This window comes from Paenibacillus sp. URB8-2, assembly GCF_013393385.1.
Lineage (GTDB): Bacteria > Bacillota > Bacilli > Paenibacillales > Paenibacillaceae > Paenibacillus_AQ.
The window spans coordinates 4,604,908-4,625,034 of record NZ_AP023239.1 but is presented as its reverse complement, the minus strand read 5'-3'; the positions used below and the strand labels follow the sequence as shown (position 1 = coordinate 4,625,034).

Below are 20,127 nucleotides of genomic sequence, written 5' to 3'. Positions count from 1 at the left end.
ACATGAAAGGTGTTAGAGCAGGAGGGAAGACATGTTGAACGAATGGCTGCAGAGCCTGCGCGATGCCAATATTATCACGTTAATTTTGCTGCTTGTTGCCGCCTTTTCGCTGGTTCAAGGCTGGTTCAGGGGATTTTCCTTATCCGCGGGCAGATTGTTCGGACTGCTCGGTTCGGGCATTGCCACGATTTCGGCGCTGATTCTCTCCGCGCTGGCAGCGGCGTATTTCTCGCCCTATGTTCAAACGTGGGCGGCGGGAACGGCGGCCCCCGAAGGAGAACTGAAACAGTGGCAGCAGATTTATTACACTGCCGTGTCGGCGCTTGCGGGACTCCCGCTGCTGCGGTTCCTGCTCCTGCTGATCATAGGCTACAGCCTGATCCGGATCATCCTGGGGCTTCTGGCCCCACTGCTGCCGTTTCCCCGGAGCCGGCGGCCAGGGCTGCTGGGCCGTAAAATCTCGGCAGCAAGCCGCTTGGGCGGTGCGGGCATCGGACTTTTCATAGGCGCCGCTCGCTGCCTCTTGATCATTATCGCGCTTTATGTCGGAACCGGTCTGAGTCCAAGCAGCGGGTTGGCCCGCTACGTTGAAGAGTCGCCGGTGTACCGGCAGGGCGTCGAATCCGTGATCAAGCCTGTGGCCGGTACCACGGTGCAGGACCATCTGCCGGTACTGACCAAGGCGGTCGCCGCAGAGATGAACGATATTCTCCGCCGCAAATACGAAATTATCGACCGGGACGTGTCGAGCGATATCACCGGGGCGGCGTCGGACATAGCCGGGAAGGCGGAGAACGACGAGAAGAAGGCACGGCTGCTCTACGATTGGGTCGGCAGCAGGATTTCCTACGATTATGCCAAAGCCGAGAATTATGAGCAGAAAAGAATATGGAAAGAGCAGACCCCGCAGGATACCTTCGATACCCGGCTAGGTGTATGCATCGACTATGCCCGTCTGTATGCCGTAATGGCCCGTTCGCAGGGCCTTGATGTGCGGGTGGTGACCGGCCGCGGCTATGACGGGCAGGGAGGATACGGGCCGCATGCCTGGAACGAGGTTTATATCGCCGAGCGGAAAGCGTGGATTCCTTTGGACTCCACTTGGGCGAAGAGCGGAAACTGGTTCAATCCGCCGGATTTTGACTCCACGCATATCAAGGAAAGTGTGCTTTGAGTTTTTATATGATTTTAATGATAAAGGAGAGAACAAAGTGAGCCTTTTTCGCAAACAGGTCTCGCCCTCGGACGAGACCAATAGCAAGAGCACCCTGGCGCTGCGGATCAATGTATTCTTTTTCAGCACATTTGTCATATTCTGCGTAATTATTATCCGTCTTGCGGTACTGCAATTCGTGGAAGGCCCGACGCTGACCGAAGTGGAGACGAACCGGGATACGAAAGATGTGCCGCTTGCCGCTATGCGGGGTTCGATCCTCGCCGCCGGAGGCGAGAAAATCGCGTACTCCACCCCCGTGCAGTCGCTGTACATTACGCTGACCAAGGAATACACCGCGAAAAAGACGGACAAGGATACCGGCAAAACGGACTTTACTCCGGAAGCCAAGGCGAAGGCCGACAAATTGGCGGCTGACCTGGTGGACAAGTTCAATCGGCTGGGCGACACGACCGAGCAAAAGCTAACGGTGCAAGAGGTCAAGGACTCGTTCGACTTGGAGTTCAAAAAGTACAATGGCTATACGCCCCGCCGGATCAAGGTGGGACTTTCCACGAAGGAAGTCGCATTTTTTATGGAGCACAAGGATGAATACCCTGGCTTGGAAGTCGTGGAAGAGAATGTGCGGCATTATGACAAGGATACGGTGGCTGTGCAAACGGTCGGGTATATCAAGCTGTTCAAGAATTCCAACAGTCTTGACATCTACCAGAACGTTCTGAACGCGATGAAAAAGGATCCGACCGCGGGCCTGACTTACAAAGACGACGAATTCGTCGGCTTCGACGGCCTTGAGCTTCAGTACCAGCGTGAGCTTCGCGGGCAGAATGGATACCAGGAGATTTCCATCAATCCGCAGAACATGGCGGAAAGAATTGAGAAGGTTGCCCCTCCTGTAAAGGGAAATGACATCTGGATGACGATCAACAAAAATGTGCAGCTCAAGACCCAGCAGGCGATAACGGACCAGATCAAATGGCTGCATACCCATGCCGTTCAGGGAAGGACGCATCCTGACGCTATAACGGGCTACGCGGTCGCTATGGAGGTCGACACCGGTAATATTGTGGCTATGGCAAGCATGCCGGATTATGATACGAATGCGTGGACGGACGGCAGCATTTCGAAAATCCTGGACATCACCAACTATCAGAATGGCACGATTACTCCCTTTTCGTCCGGGAGATCGGGCAATAATTTTGAATCGACCGTTCTGATGGGTTCCACCGTCAAGCCGCTAAGCGTATTGATCGGGCTTAATGAGGGACTGTTTACAACCTCGACATGGTATACGGATAGGGGGATTACTTCCTTCGGTAAGGCCGGCCATGAGACGAAGGTTCGGAATGCCTCTGGCCACGTCTATGGCAGAATGGACCCCGCTTTGGCTATTGAACATTCATCCAACGTCTTTATGGTTGATATGGTTGGTAAGAGACTGTATGAGAAATATGCTTCCAAGGGCATCGACGTATGGGACAAATATATGAAGGAGTTTGGACTAGGTGTATCGACTGGAGTTGATCTGCCCAATGAGTTTCTGGGGAGAATCAACTATACGAATCTAAAGGCGGCAGGCAGTGCCCAGGCAGCGTTGGTTTATGCCTCTTTCGGTCAACAGGGGGCTTATACTACACTTCAACTTGCCCAGTATGCTTCTACGCTGGCCAATAAGGGTGAGCGGATCCAGCCGCATCTTGTCAGCAAAATTACGGATCCCTCGGGGAAAGTGGTCAAGACGTTTGGACGCGAGGTGCTGAATACCGTCAAAATGGATGATGCTTATTGGAATGAGGTCAAGCGCGGCATGAACAGTGACGTCAGCGCGTTTGACGGATTCCCTTACGACTTTGCCCGCAAGACGGGAACCTCGCAGCAGGCGGCGAGAGGTGTATTAAAAGACAACGGCGTCTTCATCGCCTACGCGCCGCGCGAGAATCCGAAGCTGGCCGTTGCCGTTGTCATCCCCGAAGGGGGCTTTGGCTCGAACAGCGCAGCGCCGATCGCGCGGAAGATTTTTGACGCATACGACTGGGAGTACGGGCTGGACGGTGTGCCGAAGAAGAGTCTCCAGCAGCAATCTGCAGGTCAAAGCGGCAGTCCTGGCGAGAGCAGCGCAACGGGAACGAACTAAAGAAGCTGACATCAGCCTTTAAATCGTAGATAAGAGAGGGGACATCTTCTTTGTATTTCTCCACACAAGGAAGATGTCTTTTTCTTTAATGACTAACCAGAAAATGTGCTGAAATTATTAGAGACGCAGCGGTGCTTGTGTTACAATAAATGGGTTACTTTGGAAATGAATTCCTTGGACATTAACCAGCTTCCCGGGGATTCATAGGGTATTCTTTAATGCTATAATTAAGGAGAGAACAAAGTGAACCTTTTTCCCAAACAGGTCTTGCCCTCGGACGAGACCAACGGCAAAAGCACCCTGGCGCTGCGGATCAATATTTTCTTTTTCAGCACATTTGTCATCTTTTGCGTCATTATTATCCGTCTTGCCGTGCTGCAATTTGTAGAAGGACCGACGCTGTCCGAAGTGGAGACGAACCGGGATACGAAAGATGTGCCGCTGGCCGCCATGCGGGGTTCGATCCTCGCCGCCGGAGGCGAGAAGATCGCTTACTCCTCCCCTGTCCAGTCACTGTACATTACGCTCACCAAGGAATACACCGCCAAAAAGACGGACAAAGATACCGGCATTACGGACTTTACTCCGGAAGCGAAGGCCGCTGTCGACAAGCTGGCGGCGGATCTGGTGAATAAATTCAATGAAATGGGCGACAAGAGCGGGGAGGAGCTGACAGAGGAACAGGTAAAAGATTCGCTTGACCTAAAGTACAGGAAGTACAACGGCTATACTCCCCGTCGGATCAAGGTGGGACTCTCCGCCAAGGAAGTCGCTTATTTTATGGAGCACAAGAATGAATACCCGGGCCTGGAAGTCGTGGAAGAGAACGTGCGGCATTACGACAAGGATACAGTGGCTGTCCAGACCGTCGGGTATATCAAGCTGTTCAAGAATTCCAACAGTCTTCCCATCTACCAGAACATTCTGAACACGATGAAGAAGAATCCGACAGCGGGCCTGACTTACAAAGACGACGAGTTCGTCGGTTTCGACGGCCTTGAGCTTCAGTACCAGCGTGAGCTTCGCGGGCAGAATGGATACCAGGAGATTTCCATCAATCCGCAGAACATGGCGGAAAAAATTGAGAAGGTTGTCCCTCCTGTAAAGGGAAATGACATCTGGATGACGATCAACAAAAATGTGCAGCTCAAGACCCAGCAGGCGATAACGGACCAGATCAAATGGCTGCATACCCACCCGGTTCAGGGCAAGACGCATCCCAATGCCATAACGGGCTACGCGGTCGCGATGGAGGTCGATACCGGAAATATCGTGGCCATGGCCAGCATTCCGGATTACGATACGAATGCGTGGGCTGACGGCAGAATTATGGAAATTTGGGATGAGATCGAGTTCAATTATCAAAACGGCGCAATAACGCCGAACTCTTCGGGCAGATCGGGTCATGGCTTCTCCTCGACCGTTTTTATGGGCTCCACCGTCAAGCCGCTTAGTGTATTGCTTGGTCTCAATGAGGGACTCTTTAAAACATCAGATTGGTACACGGATAGGGGGATAACTTCCTTCGGTAAGGCCGGCCATGAAACCAAGGTTCGGAATGCCTCTGGCCACGTCTATGGCAGAATGGACCCCGCTTTGGCTATTGAACATTCCTCCAACGTCTTTATGGTTGATATGGTTGGTAAGAGACTGTATGAAAAATATGCTTCCAAGGGCATCGATGTATGGGATAAATATATGAAGGAGTTTGGTCTTGGCGTATCGACTGGCGTTGACCTGCCACGAGAGTTTTTGGGTCAGATCAACTATACAAAAGAGGCGAAGTCTGGAAGCGTGCAGTCTGCCTTGGTCTATGCCTCGTTCGGTCAGCAGGGTGCTTATACAACTCTTCAGCTTGCTCAGTATGCTTCCACGTTGGCCAATAAAGGCGAGCGAATCAAACCACATCTTGTCAGCAAAATCACGAATTCCTCGGGGCAAGTGGTCAAGACGTTCGGACGCGAGGTGCTGAATACCGTCAAGATGGATGACTCATATTGGAATGAAATTAAGCGCGGAATGAACAGTGACATAAATGCATTTGACAATTTCCCTTACGATTTTGCTCGCAAGACAGGAACTTCGCAACAGACGTATGTTGACAAAAAGACAAAAATCGCAACCAACCTCGACAACGGCGTCTTTATCGCTTATGCGCCGCGCGAGAATCCGAAGCTGGCCGTTGCCGTCGTCATCCCCGAAGGGGGCTTTGGCTCGAACAGCGCAGCGCCGGTCGCGCGGAAGATTTTTGACGCTTACGACTGGGAGTACGGGCTGAACGGCGTGCCGAAAAAGGGCTTGCAGCAGAATCAAACGACTGATACAAACAAATAAAATAGAAAATGGAGGGATGGCAATGACTGCCAAATACCGCCTGCTTGCTTTGGATATGGATGGGACCCTGCTGAATGATGAACAAGTGATTACACCGGACACGGTAAAATGGATTCACCGGGCGGTGGACGCGGGCATCCATGTCTGCTTGTCCACCGGACGTTCTTTCGACTCCGCGTATCCTTACGCCGAGCAGCTTGGACTCAAGACGCCGATGGTGACGGTGAACGGCAGCGAAGTGTGGCGGGCGCCGCATGAGCTGTACCGCCGTTCAATGATGGACCCGGAGCTCGTCAAACAAATGCACGAGATCGCGGTTGAGTCCGGCATCTGGTTTTGGGCGTACGCCGTCGATGGCGTGTATAACAAGGAAAGCTGGGACGGCGATATCGATGGGCGGGAGTGGCTGAAGTTCGGCTATCATACGGAAGATAACGATATCCGCCATCAGGTGCTGCTGAAGCTGCAGGACATGGGCGGTCTGGAGATCACCAACTCCTCGCCTTACAATCTCGAGATCAATCCGCTCGGCGTGAATAAAGCGGCCGGAATCAAGGAAGTGTGCGGCTTGCTGGGCATCAAGATGGAGGAAGTCGTCGCGGTCGGCGACAGCCTGAACGATCTGGCGGCGATTCAGCAGGCAGGCCTTGGCGTTGCGATGGGCAATGCACAGGATACCATCAAGCAGGAAGCCGACGCAGTAACCTCGACGAACAACGAAGATGGAATCGCCGAAGTCATCCGCCGTTTCCTATTGCTTGATGAAGTAGAGGCTTCCCAGCACAGACCGTGATCTAACGCAAGGGCCTGCGGATGAGGGCACGCCGACAATAAAATACAGGAGGGACCAAGCTTGACTATTCTCGGTTGGATTCTGATTATTGCACTGTTTGCCGTCGGCTTGGCCGGAGCCGTCTATCCGATTTTGCCGGGAGCTTTGGCGATTTACTTTGCCTTCTTCGTCTACGGCTGGTTCTTCGGCTTCGCGCCGTTCGGGCCGTTGTTCTGGATTATCCAGACGCTGATCGTCGCCGCGCTGTTCATTGCGGACTATATCGTGGGGGCATGGGGCGTCAAAAAATTCGGCGGTTCGCGCGCTTCCATTATCGGAAGTACAATCGGCCTGATCGCGGGACCGTTCGTGATCCCCGCGTTCGGCCTCATTATTGGGCCGCTTCTTGGAGCGTTTATCGGCGAGATGATCGCCGGATCGAATCCGGGCAAAGCGCTCAAGGTCAGCGCCGGCTCCATGCTCGGGCTGTTCAGCAGCACCGTGGTGAAAATCGTGCTGCAAATCGTTATGGTCATCCTCTTCTTTATTTGGATCGGCCGGTATTAAATTCACTGCAAAGTAGGGGAAACAGATTGTCGAAGAAGGATTCTTTTATCAAAGGCACGATTATTCTCGCCGCCGCCGCGCTGGTGGCGCGCGTGCTTGGCATTTTTCAGCGGGTTCCGCTTGAGCATTTGTTCAACGATGTCGGGGATGCGGCCTTCTCGCAGGCCAACAATGTGTATCTGATGCTGCTGACGCTCGCCACGGCGGGCATTCCCAGCACGCTCAGCAAAATGGTCTCAGAGCGCTACGCCCTGAACCGTCCGGATGAAGCGCGCCAGGTTTACCAGGCCGCGCTTATTTTTGGCGCCGTCGCCGGCGTGATCATCAGCGCGGCGCTGTACATAACCGCACCGCTGTTCGCGAAGCATGCGGGCGTGCCGGAGAGCACGCTGGCGATCCGGGCCATCGCCCCAGCGCTGCTGCTGTTCCCCACCATCGCGATGATGCGTGGGTACTCGCAAGGCCGCAACAATATGATGGCCAACGGGATTTCGCAAATCGTGGAGCAGATCGCCCGCGTGTTTACGGCCATCCTGCTGGCTTTTCTCTTGCTTCATCAGGGGTACGGCAATCCGGTTATGGCGGCGGGGGCCTCGTTCGGCAGCGTGTTCGGCAGCATCGGGGCTTTCGCCATCATGCTGTATGCCGCCATTAAGATGAGACGGAGCGACAAGCACAGCGGAATCCAGGCCTCCACGGAAGCCAAACTGCCGCTGTTCGGGATTTATAAAGATATTTTCAGCTTATCCATACCGATCATTTTGTCGTCCATGACGATTCAAGCGGTCTATTTCATCGACTCTTCCCTGATCGTTCCGCTGCTCAGCGGGCAGGTGGGCGTCGGCGAGGCGACTAGGCAGCTCGCCATTCTCGGCCAGAAGGCGCAGAGCATCGCGGGCATCCCGCCCGTGTTGGCGATCGCCCTCAGTACCTCGCTGATTCCGGTTATTTCCGCGGCTTACGCAAGACGGGACGAGGTTCACCTGAAGCGGCAGATCACGCTCGCGATGCGCATCGCCATCCTGACCGGAACGCCGATCGTGTTGTCGCTTGTCGTGGCGGCCTACTCGGTGAATGGGCTGCTCTTCACGAGCCCCTCTGGCAGCGGCATGATTGCCCTGCTGACGCTGGGAACTATTTTTCAGATTACGATGACCACTTCGAACTCCATTCTGCTCGGTATGGGCAAATCGCGTATATCCATGTTCTATGTGCTGGCGGGGATTATCGTAAAGCTGGCGGCAAGCGTTCTGCTCAGCCGGTTCATGGGCATCTACGGCATTATTATCGCTACGGCGCTGTGCTTTATTGTCATCACCACCCTCAATTTGCGGCTGCTTCGGAGCATCGTGCCGTTCGAGATTATGGGCAAGCGCTGGAGAGGATATCTGCTGGCTGTGATTGTATCGGGCGCGGCCGGTTACGGCCTGAACGAGGCCGGGATCGCCCTTTCCGGAATGATGCACGCGCGCCTGGCCTATCTCATTGCCTGTCTGGCCGCAGGAGCGGCGGTTGTCATCCTTTATCTTGTTATGCTGATTGTTCTTGGCGTATTAAGCGCTCAGGAACTGGCGAGCTATCCTCGTCCGGTGCGGAAGCTGCTAAGCCCGCTCATGAAGCTGCAGCCGTCGCGCGCGCGGGAAAGAGATTAGGAGTATTTGACTTCCGCAGCGCATTTTGCTTCACTTAAAGGGAAACCATTGTCATATCAGAAGGGACGGTGCAAGTTATGGACAAAATCAGCTCTGCGGCCGAATTTCAGGTGGCCATCCAATCTCCAAGACTGACCGTGGCCGTATTCAAGGCAGACTGGTGCGGAGATTGCAAGTTTATCGATCCGTTTATGCCCGAGGTTGAGCGGAATTACGCAGATAAGCTGACCCTGGTAGAGGTTGATGTGGATGCGGTTGGCGAAGTCAGCCAGGAACAGAATATACTCGGCATCCCCAGCTTTGTCGCCTATTCGGATGGAAGGGAACTGGTCCGGTTCGTCAACAAGCTGCGCAAGTCGAGACAGGAAATTGAAGATTTTCTGAACCGCGCGTCCGAGGTGTACCAGACCATTCACAAGTAATGCGATTCGCCGCTTTCGCAGGGTACGTGCGGAGGCGGCGTTTTTAAAATATAAGAATTTATAAGCTGGGCGCTTATCATTTGGTCTTATATTTCTACGAAAAACGTACCTGCGTCTTAAAAAGACGCCGTCAAGCGTTTCTTCTTGAATATCGGCAAGAGAAATTCAAATTATATACTTGCAGGTGTGCCGTATCTCCCCTTATCGGTTATAATGGAAACGCATAACTTTCTGTAACGCAAGCCCGGAAAGCTTCTTCAAAATATAAGAATTTATAAGTTTCACGCTTATAAATGGCCTTATATTTCTACGAGAAATGCACCCCGCGTCCTTCAGGACGCCGTCAGGCGTTTCTTCTTGCTCCATAAAACCCATGAAACGGCGGGTGATCGGAATTGACGGCGAAACAGTTGAAATGGCTTGGGTACATAACCTGTCTCATTATGTTTCTCGCCCTGCTTGGCGGAGCGCTGGTCACCAAAACGGGGTCCGGACTCGAATGCGGAAATGAATGGCCCCTGTGTAATGGCAAGCTGGTTCCGGCCTATACGCTCGGACAGATGATCGAATGGAGCCACCGGCTGATCAGCGGTCTTGCCGGCCTGTTCTCGCTTGCCTCGGCGATTGCCTTCCGGCGCTATGCCCGGGACCGCCGCGATTTGCAGGCGTATGCCTTCATGACGCTGCTCTTCGTCGTCATTCAAGCGGCCATGGGCGCGCTGGCGGTCGTCCGGCCGCAATCCGCCGCCGTTATGGCGCTGCATATGGGCTTCTCGCTGATTGCCTTCGCCAGCTCGCTGATGCTGGCTCTTGGCGCGGGAAGGCGCCCCTCCGCCGAACAGCCCGGCGCTCTTCCGCCGCTTGCGGGAAGCTTTCGCATGCTGACCTGGATCACCGCCATTTATGCTTATATCGTCGTGTATATCGGCGCATTTGTCAGCCATACGGATTCGCAAGGCGGGTGCTCGGGCTGGCCCTTGTGCAACGGAGAAGTAATTCCGGAGCTTTCCGGAGGAGTCGGCATTATGTTCTTTCACCGGGTCGCGGCTATGCTGCTGTTTCTACTCGTGGCGGCGCTTGGGCATTTGTCGTTCTGGCGTTACGGCGCTTACCCCGAGCTTAAGAAGCTCGGAGTTACGGCCGTCATTCTGTGCGCGCTGCAGATTCTTAGCGGAGCGGGCGTCGTGTTTACGTTGGATAATGAGCAGTGGTACCTGTTTGCCGCATTAGCCCATATTGTGCTGATATCCGGTCTGTTCGGCGTACTGTGCTACATGAGCATGCGCGTCTGGCAGCTTGGCAGGATAAAGAAAGAGGCTGTTTCGGATGAAACCAGCCATTTTGGATAGAGTCGGTTTGAGGAGGAACAATATATTGGGATACAGTAATTTACGTCAATGGATAGAGCAACTGCGGAAGGACAAAGATCTTGCCGTGATTGAAGCGCCAGTCGATCCTTATCTGGAGCTGGCGGAGATACACCGCCGCGTCATTCAGGAAGAGGGGCCGGCTCTGTTGTTTACGAATGTAAAAGGAACTCCTTTTCCGGTTGTTACCAACCTGTTCGGCACGGTGCGCCGGGTGGATCAAGCTTTTGGCCCCCGTCCCGAAGCGCTGATGAAATCGCTTATGGGCGCGGTGGAAACGCTTCTTCCGCCTACGGTAACCGGCGTCTGGAAGGAAAAAGGGCTGCTGCTTGACCTGCTGAAGGTCGGCATCAAGAATGTTTCCCAGGGAGAGGCTCCTATCTTAAACGTTTGTCAGAGTACCGATCCGCTGAAGGGATTGCCGCGAGTCACAAGCTGGCAGGAGGACGGCGGCCCGTTCGTCACGCTGCCGCTCGTTTATACGGAAAGTCCTTCCAATTCGAAAGACCATAATCTCGGGATGTACCGGATTCAAATATACGACGATCAAACGACAGGCGTTCACTGGCAGATTCACAAGGGCGGTGGCTTCCACCATCATGAGGCCGAGCAGCGGAACGAAGCGCTGCCGGTATCCGTCTTTATCGGCGGTCCGCCGGCTCTGATCGCCACGGCTATCGCTCCTGTGCCGGAGCGTATGCCCGAGCTGCTGCTGGCGTCCATGGTGCTGGGCGGCCGTCTGCCGATGGTCAAGGACCCGATGGGCGGCCACCGTATGCCGGCGGAGGCGGAATTTGTGATCCGCGGATTGGTTCCGCCGCATGAGCGCAGGCCGGAAGGCCCGTTCGGGGACCACTACGGCTACTACTCGCTGAAGCATGACTTCCCGGTCATGAATGTGCAGCGGATGTGGCACCGCAAGGATGCCATCTATCCGGCGACTATTGTCGGCAAGCCCCGCCAGGAGGATTATTACCTCGGCGATTTCCTTCAGCGGCTGCTGTCTCCGGCTTATCCGCTCGTCATGCCTTCTGTCCGTTCCCTGTGGGCGTACTCCGAATCGGGCTCCCATACGCTGGCGTCCGCCGTCGTGCGCGAAAGCTATTCGCGCGAAGCGCTGGTTTCGGCCTTCCGCATCTTGGGCGAAGGGCAGCTGTCTTTGACCAAGTTCCTGGTCCTTACGAACGAGCCGGTGGACCTGTCGGATTTCCCGAAGCTGCTGGAAACGGTGCTGGAGCGGTTCAATCCGGCGGTCGATTTGTTTATTTTCAACAAAACATCGCATGATACGCTCGATTACACCGGCCAGCGAATGAATCACGGCAGCAAAGGCGTCCTGATGGGTATCGGCAGCAAGGTGCGCGAGCTTCCGCGAAGCTACGAGGAAGGCAATCTTCCCGGCATCCGCGCGGCGCTGCCTTACTGCGGCGGCTGCCTGGTCGTTTCCGGTCCGTCCTATACGGAGGATCCGGAGCTGCCGCAGCGACTGGTGGGCGCCCTTCGGGAGAAGAACACCGCGTGGCCGCTGGTCATTCTGGTCGACAATGCCGCTGAAACGGTGAAGACGCAAACCTCGTTCCTGTGGACGGTATTTACCCGCTTCAACCCGGCTACCGATATTTTTGCCGAGGCTATGGTTAAGAATCATCATATCGGCTACGAGCTTCCGATCGTCATCGACGCCCGTATGAAGCCCGGATACCCGGATGAGCTGTTCCCGCGCGAGGATATTGTGGAGCTGGTTGACCGCAACTGGAAGAACTATTTCCCTACAGTGTAAACGAAAGAGGGACAAGCCAATTCCCCAGGAAATTAATAAACGTTATTAACGATACATTTAGTGCTGTGTAGAGGAGGACGGATATGCTGCGGATTATACTGGGGGAGCCTCCCCGTGAAAATACCGGCGTGCTGGCGGCTGCCATAGACAATATGGCTCAAATGGCGTCCATGCTGCGCACGGAAATGAATGCCCATGAGGACCGGGACCATGAGTACCGGAAGCTGGAAATCTGGATTCGCGGGCTGATTTCCTCGCTTGATGAACTGGAGCAGAGCTTGTTCGCCGCTTCCTTTTTCCGCAAATTGGTTAAGGCGGGCTATATGGATGATATGTCCGTCAGCGAACAGGGCGATTATGCGCGCTATGTCTATTTTTACAAAAACGGCTTCATCCGCGTATTCTCGCTGCTCGACAAGCTTGGGACGGTGCTGAACAGCCTGTACGATCTGAATACCGTTAGGGTTAAAGCCCATTATTCCTACTATACCGTGCTGCGGCGGTTCCGCTCGACCAAGAAGCATAGAGAACTGTCCGGTAGGCTTGAGGAGATCAAGGATTCGTACCGCGATCCGATGCAGAAGCTGCGGGGGCGCCGCAACGCCGAGATTCATTATATGAATTCCGAGATGCAGGACGATCTGTGGCAGCGGCATCAGGGACTGCATGATAAAATCAGGCTTGAAGATCTCGACGAACATCTGGAGGATTTGCGCCAGGGACTGGAAATGGTATGCAAAACCTTGGTCGAAGTGTTCACGTACAGCAACGAACAGCTTGGCAAGAGCCTGGGAAAATCATAAGAAAATAAACGATTTCATTTAAAATATCTTTGACAAAGCATGTAAAAGATTTTATACTAAGGCATGAAAATTTTATATCCAATCTTATCGAGAGTGGCGGAGGGACAGGCCCGATGAAGCCCGGCAACCGATTGATGCGCGGCGAAGGTATATGCCCAATACATCAGTGTCATGGTGCTAATTCCTACATTGCTGTGGCAGGTTCACGGCTTTGCGCAGATGAGAAGGCATTGTCTTTTACACTTAAGAGAGCCTCCCGCGGTCTGCACAGATTCGGGGGGCTTTTTGGAATATAAGAATTTATAATTTTCACGCTTATAAATAGCCTTATATTACTACGAGAAACGCACCCTGCGTCCTTCAGGACGCCGTCAGGCGTTTCTTCTAGAAATATCAGAAAGTATAAACTTCGCGTTTATCCTTAACCTGATATTTTTACGAGAAACAGATGCCTTCCTCTTCCAGAGGACGGCGAAGCCGTTTCTTCTTAGATGGTGTTTTTTATTTGTTGTTTTCGGGGGCATAGGGAGGGCAGAAAGAGTGATAGAGTTAAAAGGATTGACCAAAGTGTACGGAAAAGGCGGCAGCGCCGCCACTGCGCTCTCGGGCGTAAATCTTAACATTGAAAAAGGGGAAATTTTCGGGGTGATCGGCCACTCCGGCGCGGGTAAAAGTACGCTGATCCGCTGCATCAATCTGCTGGAGCGTCCGACGAAAGGCGAAGTGTGGATCGACGGCACCGAGCTGACCCGGCTGGGCAAAAGCCAACTGCAGGAGCGCCGGCGGAAGATCGGCATGATTTTTCAGCATTTCAACCTGCTCTCGTCGGCGACCGTGTATGACAATATCGCTTTTCCGCTCCGGCTGACGCACACACCGAAGGCCGCGGTAGACCGAAAGGTGAATGAGCTTCTCGCGCTTGTGGGCCTCACGGAACACCGCGGCAAATACCCGGCCCAGCTGTCGGGCGGACAGAAGCAGCGTGTCGGCATCGCCCGGGCGCTGGCCAGCGATCCGGATGTGCTGCTGTGCGACGAGGCCACCTCGGCACTTGATCCGCAGACGACCGATTCGATCCTCAGGCTGCTGCTGGACATCAACAAGCAGTTTAATCTGACCATTGTGCTGATTACGCATGAAATGCATGTCATTCAGAGCATTTGCGACCGGGTTGCCGTGATCCACGGCGGGGGGATAGTTGAGCAGGGCCGGGTGACCGATGTGTTCCTGAAGCCGAAGCACGAGGTGACGAAGGAGTTCATCCGCAGCGAAGCCCAGGACGATAGTCCGCTCCTTGCGGCTCTGCATGCTCCGCATCCGACCGGGGCGACGGCGGTCAAGATTACGTTTCTTGGGGAAAAGACATACGAGTCGACGCTGTCGCGCGTGGCCGGCGGTACCGGAGTGAACTTCGCAATCCTGCAGGGAACCATCTCCACCATTAAAGACACTCCGTACGGCCAGTTGATTGTCCGCTTCGAAGGGGACGCCAAAGCCATCGGCAGAACGATCTCCGAACTGACGGCGCAGGGACTTGATGTGGAGGTGCTATCATGATATTCGGACTTGATTTTTCAGCCGTTGACTGGGATGAAATGCTTACCGGCACGCTGGATACCTTGAAAATGCTGGGAAACTCCGCAGTCTTCACAATAATTCTTGGTTTACCACTCGGAATTGTGTTATATTTATGGGGAAGATCGCAAATTCCTTTGGTGCAAAGCTTTTATGCGGTTCTTTCCTTTATTGTTAACATTCTGAGATCCGTGCCGTTTATCATTCTGGTCATTGCGCTGATTCCGTTCAGCCGGGCCGTGGTCGGCACTTCAATCGGCGTTCTGGGAACCATTCCGCCGCTTGTGATCGGAGCCGCGCCGTTTTTCGCTCGTCTGGTTGAAACGTCGCTGCGCGAGGTGGACCGGGGTGTGATTGAAGCAGCGCAGGGAATGGGAGCTTCGACAGCCCAGATCGTGATGCGTGTGCTGCTGCCGGAGGCCCGTCCGGGCCTGCTCGCCGGAATTACGATAACCGTTGTTACGCTCGTTTCGTACACGGCTATGTCAGGCATGGTCGGCGGGGGCGGACTGGGCGATTTGGCTATCCGTTACGGCTATCAGCGTTACGAGAAGGAAGTTATGATTGTCTCGATTATTCTGCTTGTTGTGCTGGTACAGCTGCTGCAGATGGCGGGTGACCGGCTGGTAAGACACTTCACAAGAAAATAAGGCCTATTTATATAAAATACCTTATTCAGGCGAGGGCGCATTCAGCTTCCTTGGAAGCAGAGGCTTTCGCCGAAATTGGCGGACCTGATGGTTGGGGAACCGTACGGGCTTCCGTTAAAAAAACAAACATACTTCAGAGGGGGATTTACAAATGAAAAAATTGCTGTTGACCTTGCTCAGCCTGACGCTGATTGCGGTGCTGGCTGCTTGCGGCTCTAACAACGGAGGAAACAAAGCCTCCAATGCCGCCGCATCCGATGCGCCTGCTGCCGGAGCTTCTGCTGCACCGAGCGCAGAACTGATTACCCTGGTTGTCGGAGCTTCTCCGATTCCGCATGCCGAAATTCTGAATGCCATCGCTCCGCTGCTCGAAGCGCAGGGCATCAAGCTTGAAGTCAAGGAATTCACCGATTATGTACAGCCGAACCTGCAGCTTGCCGAAGGCGAACTGGACGCGAACTTCTTCCAGCACAAGCCTTATCTGGACGACCAGAACCAAAAGAACGGCTGGAATCTGACATCGGTCGCCGCTGTCCATGTTGAACCTTTTGGCGCCTACTCCAAAAAAATTAAATCGATCGACGAATTGAAAGACGGTGCGAAAGTGGCCATCCCTAACGATGCTACCAACGGCGGCCGTGCGCTGATTCTGCTGGCGAAGAACGGTCTGATTACGCTTAAGGACCCTAACAATATTTCGTCTACCAAATCGGATATCACCGAAAATAAAAAGAATCTCAAGATCATCGAGCTGGAAGCCGCCAACCTGCCGCGTCAGCTGGATGAAGTCGACCTTGCGCTGATCAATGCCAACTACGCTCTGGAAGCGGGACTCGTTCCGACGAAGGACGCCCTGTTCATCGAGAGCGGAGATTCCCCATATGCGAATCTGCTCGTAACCCGTCCGGATGACAAGGAGAAAGACGCGATCAAGAAGCTGGCGGCCGCGCTGACTTCCCCGGAAGCGAAGAAGTTTATTGAAGACAAGTACCAAGGCTCCATCATCCCGGCGTTCTAATCATCCGCTATTTGAACAAATCCCGCACCGCCCGATTTTGGGTGTGCGGGATTTTTTAATGGACTGGGCGGTTCTCCTAGGTAGGAGACAAGGTTGTAGAGAAACATAAAATTTAATATAATGACCGATAGGTTAGGGAGGGCGCAAAATGGCCCCGAAATATAAACTCAAAAAAATCCCGGCCGTTTGCCTAAGCAAACAACCGGGACGGTGTATACGCAAAAATTAGAATACTTGAACGACTTCCTGGACGCCTTCAACTTCTTCGATCAGAGCACGTTCAATTCCGGCTTTCAGCGTAATTGTGGAGCTTGGGCAACTGCCGCAGGCACCCATCAGTTTCAGTTTCACGATACCGTCTTCAACGTCGATCAGTTCAACGTCACCGCCATCGCGCTGCAGAAACGGGCGCAGTTTATCAAGAACTTCCAGCACTTCGTCGTACATGCTAGTGCTTTGTGTATTCTCACTCATTTCTCAATCACTCCTTTCGTACGTATATTATAGTACAAATATTTAAAAAATAAAACGGTTAGTAAGGGCCAAGGAGATCAACATGAGACCAATTATTGAATTTTGTGTCAGCAACCTGGGACATGGCACCGAAGTGCTTAAGAATCAACTGGAACAAAATCCGGATTACGATGTTGTCGAGTACAGCTGTCTCGGAAACTGCAGCCAGTGCCGCTTTGAGCCGTTCGCCATGGTAAACGGTGAAATCATTGCCGCCGATTCGGCTGAAGAGCTGGAGGCCGCCATTGAGACCAAGATCAAGGAACTGGAAGCCTGGGACAATCTCGAAATAGACTGACCGGGCCGGGCATTAACCGAAATGCCGCTTGGACATCCACAGCACTCCGCTCTTCAGAAGGCGAGGCACCCGGCCCATGACGGAACGGCTGCCTAGAAGGCCGAAGCCTTCGGTTTTCCCCAAGGAACCAAGCGTTCCCTTCAGCTTGATTTTATGCAGCCTCGGCGTCTCATTTCGCCACAGGGCACGCAAAATCTGCGCCACCTGCTCGCCCTGGGCGCCCGCCGCTTGGGCGCTGGGCGCAAACGGCAGGCTGGCGCAGTCGCCGATCACATAAACCTCAGGATATTCCTGGACGTTATAATACTGGCCGAGAATCACTCTTCCGCCGCGGTCCTTGTCCAAATTTAGAGCCTGTACGACCTTGACCGGCTGGATGCCGCCAGTCCAGACCGTAACGTCCGAAACGATCGCTTGCGAACCGTTGAAGACCGCATCCTTCTCGATGTGGGAGACCGAAATCCGGCTGAGCGTCTGCACCTGATGCTCGCTAAACCATTCCTCGACGTACTGGGACAGCTTGGCGGGAAAGGCGGACAGCACCCGCTCGCCCCGGTCGAGAATAGAAATGTTCAGATCAGGCCGGCTTTCACGCAGCTCGGCTGCAAGCTCGACCCCGCTAAGGCCGCCGCCGACGATGTTGACGGTGCCGTACGCCTTCACATCGTTCAGGCGGCGGTAGGTCTCTCTTGTCCCCGAGAGAGTCTGGATACTGCAGGTATGTTCCTCGGCGCCGGGAATGCCGTGATAGTTATCCGTGCAGCCCAGAGCGATAGCGAGCAGGTCGTAGGGTACAGGCTCGCCGTCTGCCATGAAGACGATCTGTCTCTCCAGATCGATGGAACCGACTTCGCCGTACTTGATGGAGAGCTTCGGGTGGACGGGAAAGGAGATACGAAGATCATGATCGGAAACCGTACCGGCGGCAAGCGCATAATATTCCGTTTTGATGCCTTGAAAGGGCATCCGGTCAATCAGGACGATTTCCACATCGCTCGGGAGATGGTGCTCAAGCAATTCCTGGATCAATGCGAGGCCGCCGTAGCCGCCGCCGAGTACAAGCAGTTTCTTCATGCAGTCCGGTCTTCCTTTCAACTGTGAAATGGGTGTGGTTATTCGTATACCTTGATCTCGTTGTAGAAGGTATCGCGCTCAACCGGGATTTTGCCGGCGCCCTTCACCATCCAAATCAGTTCTTCACGTGTAAGACCTTCGGGAGTCAGCGCGCCCGCGGAATGGCTGATCCGTTCCTTCAGAATCGTTCCGTGCACATCCGAAGCGCCGAAGCTCAGCGATACCTGGGTCAACTGCGGCCCGATATTAATGAAGTAAGCTTTGATATGGTCGATGTTGTCGAGCATCAGCCGGCTGACGGCGATGGTCTTGAGATCTTCGTACGCGGAGTTCCGGCGCATGATGCCGGCGTTCTTGCTCTTGGGCTGCATCGACAGCGGGATGAACACCATGAAGCCGTTCGTTTCGTCCTGAAGCTCGCGGATTTGCAGCATGTGCCGGACGCGGTCCTCATGGGACTCAATGGAGCCGTACAGCATGGTCGTATGGGTCCGCATGCCGAGTTTGTGCGCCTGCCGGTGCACCTCCAAATATTCTTCGACATTTGCTTTGTCGACATGCATTTTTTGGCGGTATTGATCGGAAAGAATTTCCGCTCCTCCGCCCGTCAGCGTCTTAAGGCCTGCCGCCTGCAAGCGTTCCAGCACTTCGCGGATGCTCAGACCGCTGATCCGGGTGAAGAAATCGATCTCCGCCGCCGTATAAGCTTTCAATGTAACTTCCGGAAAGCGGTCATGCAGCGCCTGAAGCGAATCGACGTAGTACTGGAAGGGAACGCCCGCATTATGCCCGCCCACAATGTGGAACTCGCGCACGCCGGGGTGAATATGCTGCTCCACATAGGAGATCATTTCCTCGCCGGAGAGGGTATACGAGCCTTCTTCGCCCTCATCCTTGCGGAAATTGCAGAACGCGCAGCGCGATTCGCACACATTCGTAAAGTACAAGCTCATATTTTCGATAAAATACACTTTGTTCCCATTCTTCCGCCGGTTGACTTCGTTTGCGAGCTGGCCGATGGTCAGCAGATCGCTGCTATCATATAAATAAACGCCATCCTCCAAGGTCAATCGCTCGCCGGCGTGAACCTTTTCAATAATATCAGCCATTCTGGCATCGGTGTGGGGAGTAATAAGAGTAGACATTATGATTCCTCCTAGTAAGGTTTGAGATCAGAGGCTTAGCCAGCATGGGCATAACGTTGCGGCCTACCAATAAGAAAACATCCCGCTGTTTCTCGCAAAGGAAAAAACGACGCAGATGTTTTCAAGAACAACATATCGAAGCGGCAGCAATTTCATTTTTGATGAAGTCTCAAGCCGCGCGTGACAAAATTTCGAATTTTGCGTATTACTTTTTCCTATTATAAACCTCTCTTGAAAGGTGAGCAACCGCCCCGAATTCTTCTCGTCCCTTCATCTGCGGCTTGTGGACCGGGGTGGAGTGAAGTATACTTTACTTTATATAGACAATAACTTTTGGCCGAGCTCGGCCGATACCATAGATAATTAAAGGAGGCTGGAAACCATGATTTCTATCAGCGATGCGGCTGCGGAGCAGCTTAAGACCATGCGCGAATCGCAGGAGATTCCGAACATGTTCCTTCGTCTTGGCGTAAACCCCGGAGGATGCAGCGGATTTTCGTATGCGATGGGTTTTGACGACAACGAGACCGATCAGGACGTCTATATGGATGTGAAGGGCCTCAAGGTCGTCATGGAAAAAGACAGCCTGCGTCTTCTCGAGGGCCTCGAAATCGACTTCGAGGAATCCGGCATGACCGGCGGCTTCACCATCAACAACCCGAACGCCAGCGCCACCTGCGGGTGCGGGCACAGCTTCAGAACGGCGACGGATGAAGGGAAACCGAGCGAGGAGCCTTGCTGAGGTAGGTAAAAACAGCAGAATACTTGATTCCGAAAGCAGCGGAGACTTTGAGGCGATGAGCCTTGGAGTCTCTTTTTTTATATCCCATATTTTTGAAAAGAGGTTAT

At 53.7% G+C, this 20,127-nt stretch carries 18 protein-coding genes and 1 riboswitch; of the genes, 15 read left to right on the top strand and 3 right to left on the bottom strand.

Features of this window, described 5'->3' with window-relative positions:
• The first annotated feature begins 31 nt into the window (after positions 1-31).
• From PUR_RS21320 to PUR_RS21260, 13 genes are all read left to right on the top strand, one after another.
• Positions 32-1,174, top strand: a complete 1,143-nt coding sequence (locus PUR_RS21320; protein WP_179036980.1) for a transglutaminase domain-containing protein — start codon at positions 32-34, stop codon at positions 1,172-1,174.
• A 37-nt stretch (positions 1,175-1,211) separates the two neighbouring features.
• A complete protein-coding gene (locus PUR_RS21315) occupies positions 1,212-3,308 on the top strand; it encodes a peptidoglycan D,D-transpeptidase FtsI family protein (RefSeq protein ID WP_179036979.1) in 2,097 nt (698 codons plus the stop codon).
• A gap of 243 nt (positions 3,309-3,551) precedes the next feature.
• Positions 3,552-5,642: a peptidoglycan D,D-transpeptidase FtsI family protein gene (locus PUR_RS21310; RefSeq protein WP_179036978.1), complete on the top strand. Its 2,091-nt coding sequence runs from the start codon at positions 3,552-3,554 to the stop codon at positions 5,640-5,642.
• A gap of 22 nt (positions 5,643-5,664) precedes the next feature.
• A complete protein-coding gene (locus tag PUR_RS21305; protein ID WP_179036977.1) occupies positions 5,665-6,435 on the top strand; it encodes a Cof-type HAD-IIB family hydrolase in 771 nt (256 codons plus the stop codon).
• A 60-nt stretch (positions 6,436-6,495) separates the two neighbouring features.
• Positions 6,496-6,981, top strand: coding sequence for a DUF456 domain-containing protein (locus tag PUR_RS21300; protein WP_179036976.1), 486 nt, complete (start codon positions 6,496-6,498; stop codon positions 6,979-6,981).
• A gap of 26 nt (positions 6,982-7,007) precedes the next feature.
• The gene (locus PUR_RS21295; protein WP_179036975.1) at positions 7,008-8,633 is read left to right on the top strand and encodes a putative polysaccharide biosynthesis protein; all 1,626 of its coding nucleotides are present in this window, start codon (positions 7,008-7,010) and stop codon (positions 8,631-8,633) included.
• A 77-nt stretch (positions 8,634-8,710) separates the two neighbouring features.
• Positions 8,711-9,055, top strand: a complete 345-nt coding sequence (locus PUR_RS21290; protein WP_179036974.1) for a thioredoxin family protein — start codon at positions 8,711-8,713, stop codon at positions 9,053-9,055.
• 395 nt (positions 9,056-9,450) lie between these two features.
• On the top strand, positions 9,451-10,404 hold the full coding sequence (locus PUR_RS21285) for a COX15/CtaA family protein (protein ID WP_179036973.1): 954 nt from the start codon (positions 9,451-9,453) through the stop codon (positions 10,402-10,404).
• Positions 10,405-10,429: 25 nt separating this feature from the next.
• On the top strand, positions 10,430-12,202 hold the full coding sequence (locus PUR_RS21280; protein ID WP_179036972.1) for a UbiD family decarboxylase: 1,773 nt from the start codon (positions 10,430-10,432) through the stop codon (positions 12,200-12,202).
• Between the two features lie 83 nt (positions 12,203-12,285).
• A complete protein-coding gene (locus PUR_RS21275) occupies positions 12,286-13,005 on the top strand; it encodes a Cthe_2314 family HEPN domain-containing protein (RefSeq protein ID WP_179036971.1) in 720 nt (239 codons plus the stop codon).
• A gap of 81 nt (positions 13,006-13,086) precedes the next feature.
• Positions 13,087-13,231, top strand: a riboswitch (SAM riboswitch).
• A 314-nt stretch (positions 13,232-13,545) separates the two neighbouring features.
• A complete protein-coding gene (locus tag PUR_RS21270; RefSeq protein ID WP_179036970.1) occupies positions 13,546-14,562 on the top strand; it encodes a methionine ABC transporter ATP-binding protein in 1,017 nt (338 codons plus the stop codon).
• Positions 14,562-15,230 carry a methionine ABC transporter permease gene (locus PUR_RS21265; protein ID WP_179038020.1) on the top strand — a complete coding sequence of 223 codons (669 nt, stop codon included), beginning with the start codon at positions 14,562-14,564 and terminating at the stop codon, positions 15,228-15,230. Before PUR_RS21270 ends, PUR_RS21265 begins: the two co-directional genes overlap by 1 nt.
• A 151-nt stretch (positions 15,231-15,381) precedes the next feature.
• Positions 15,382-16,248: a MetQ/NlpA family ABC transporter substrate-binding protein gene (locus PUR_RS21260; protein ID WP_179036969.1), complete on the top strand. Its 867-nt coding sequence runs from the start codon at positions 15,382-15,384 to the stop codon at positions 16,246-16,248.
• 225 nt (positions 16,249-16,473) lie between these two features.
• On the opposite strand, the gene PUR_RS21255 is transcribed toward PUR_RS21260, so the two are convergent.
• Positions 16,474-16,722 (bottom strand): NifU family protein, encoded by a 249-nt coding sequence (locus PUR_RS21255; RefSeq protein WP_124694973.1) that lies wholly within the window; start codon positions 16,720-16,722, stop codon positions 16,474-16,476.
• Between the two features lie 82 nt (positions 16,723-16,804).
• On the opposite strand from PUR_RS21255, the gene PUR_RS21250 reads away from it, so the two are divergent.
• Positions 16,805-17,059: a YuzB family protein gene (locus PUR_RS21250; protein ID WP_179036968.1), complete on the top strand. Its 255-nt coding sequence runs from the start codon at positions 16,805-16,807 to the stop codon at positions 17,057-17,059.
• Positions 17,060-17,071: 12 nt separating this feature from the next.
• On the opposite strand, the gene PUR_RS21245 is transcribed toward PUR_RS21250, so the two are convergent.
• Both PUR_RS21245 and mqnE read right to left on the bottom strand, forming a co-directional pair.
• The gene (locus tag PUR_RS21245) at positions 17,072-18,133 is read right to left on the bottom strand and encodes an NAD(P)/FAD-dependent oxidoreductase (RefSeq protein WP_179036967.1); all 1,062 of its coding nucleotides are present in this window, start codon (positions 18,131-18,133) and stop codon (positions 17,072-17,074) included.
• Positions 18,134-18,171: 38 nt separating this feature from the next.
• Positions 18,172-19,278, bottom strand: coding sequence for an aminofutalosine synthase MqnE (gene mqnE / locus PUR_RS21240; protein ID WP_179036966.1), 1,107 nt, complete (start codon positions 19,276-19,278; stop codon positions 18,172-18,174).
• 382 nt (positions 19,279-19,660) lie between these two features.
• Between mqnE and PUR_RS21235 the strand changes: the two genes are divergently transcribed.
• Positions 19,661-20,020 (top strand): HesB/IscA family protein, encoded by a 360-nt coding sequence (locus tag PUR_RS21235; protein WP_179036965.1) that lies wholly within the window; start codon positions 19,661-19,663, stop codon positions 20,018-20,020.
• The last annotated feature ends 107 nt before the right edge of the window (positions 20,021-20,127 follow it).